Origin of the sequence: Armatimonas sp., assembly GCF_031410135.1 — a bacterium.
Taxonomy (GTDB): domain Bacteria; phylum Armatimonadota; class Armatimonadia; order Armatimonadales; family Armatimonadaceae; genus Armatimonas.
The window spans coordinates 1-1,577 of the sequence record NZ_JANNYP010000253.1 but is presented as its reverse complement, the minus strand read 5'-3'; the positions used below and the strand labels follow the sequence as shown (position 1 = coordinate 1,577).

At 52.4% G+C, this 1,577-nt stretch carries 3 protein-coding genes; all 3 read right to left on the bottom strand.

What is annotated here, in order from left to right; translation table 11 throughout:
- Positions 1–247: 247 nt before the first annotated feature.
- Positions 248–685: a hypothetical protein gene (locus RMO15_RS09530; RefSeq protein WP_309711164.1), complete on the bottom strand. Its 438-nt coding sequence runs from the start codon at positions 683–685 to the stop codon at positions 248–250.
- Positions 682–1,239 (bottom strand): hypothetical protein, encoded by a 558-nt coding sequence (locus tag RMO15_RS09525; protein ID WP_309711161.1) that lies wholly within the window; start codon positions 1,237–1,239, stop codon positions 682–684. The genes RMO15_RS09530 and RMO15_RS09525 overlap by 4 nt, the downstream gene beginning before the upstream one ends.
- Positions 1,236–1,577, bottom strand: a 342-nt coding sequence (locus RMO15_RS09520) for a hypothetical protein (RefSeq protein ID WP_309711158.1), incomplete at its 5' end; no start/stop codon positions are given. The genes RMO15_RS09525 and RMO15_RS09520, both read right to left, overlap by 4 nt.

Here is a 1,577-nt window from a genome sequence, read left to right as displayed (position 1 = left end):
AGCAGAGATGCTAATATTACGGACGTAACCATGATGATAGCTGGTCGTCTGTAAAAATTTAACTGCATTTTTTGTGATGGTAATGGTTCCATTAAGTAATAATAGGATTGTTTATACTTTGTTACGCGTTGCAATTATCTCATAAAATGAGAAATATAAATACTGTGAATTTCTTTCTCTCATGGTTAAGTAATTGAGTTATGAAAAACCCGCAGCGTGAATACTGCGGGTCAGTGATGTGTCTCTTTTATTCTTGAAACGGTTTTCCGATGAGCTTCTCGACCTCGGCGTGGGGGATTCTCCGCCACGTTGGTTTCTCGAAACTGCCATCAGGCTTCTTGTCGAACTCAACAAAGTCGAAGCTCTCAGGAAACTGCCAGCGATCTGTGTGGGTGTTGTGCACTCCTCGGTTGGGATAGTGCTCGATGACTACAGGAGCCGCATCAGGCTTTTGTAAGAACTGCCAGGCGAGCGTTGCTAGAACCTCGACCCTGTTTGTAATCGAAGTTCCAGGATTGGACTCGATTTCAGTGAAGATCGCGATGGCCGGTCTGGGTTCTTTAGGCTGCCCATCTGATTCTTTAGGCTGGTAAAGCCTCAGGTAGCAGACCGACTTCACGCCATGGTATCCCTGATAGTGCCAGGGGCCATCGTAAACGATCTCAGCAGGAGTGGTTCCTTTCAAGCTGTCACCAGCCTTTCCTTTATGGAGTAGACCGGATCGAAATCCGAAGGCTCATCCGACTCTAGGACGGGAGCATCCAGGCTCTCGCCCACCACATCCTCCACGGCCTCGCGACACAAGGGGAGCCAGTACACCGAGCGGCGCTTACGAACCACAGGCGCATTGTCCGCCGCCTTTGGCTTGCGCTTGCCTGCTCTCAAGTTCGCCGCCGCACTGTTACAGCTTGGCATCAGATCCTTGAAGAGCACCAGACCTATCTCCTCCTCGAAGTCTACGATGACACTGCTCAGTTTGTAGCAGCGCGCTTCGTACCACTCGATGAGGAGAAACTCCAGGTCAGACTGAACATCCGCCAATCCCTCACGAAAGCCGGAGAGAATCGTTTCCATCCAAGGGCCGGTAGCGAAGTCAGGTATGGCGGGCGACCATCCCAGTAGCACGACGGCATCGTTCATTTCTTCTTCCGCTTGTGGGAGGAAGACTCGAACACGGCAGTCTGCTTTTCTGCCCTTGTCATCCTCCATCTCGAAGCGCTGATCCATACTCTTTTTCACGATTCTTCTCCTTCTGGTGTCTCGGGTGTCAGGTGAAAGACCAAGCAGCCTTCCGCATCCTCGGCGTTGAGCCAGTAAGCGGGAAGCTCGGTGACTCCATCCCTGACTGCTTTGAAGAGTCGCATCCAGCAGCACAGAATCACGGTGCGATCTTCTAGGACAGCGACGATGTGGGGTACGGTGAGGTCAAGGCGCATGGCCCGCTCATCATCCATATCCGGTCGCCACTGCCTGCAAAGCTCCTCGGTGATCCCGTAGTCCGCTAGAACCAGTGGGCTCTCTGGCCTTGTACTTGTGGTGACGATGTGGGCAGCGTGCCCGACGTTCCACAGGTAGGT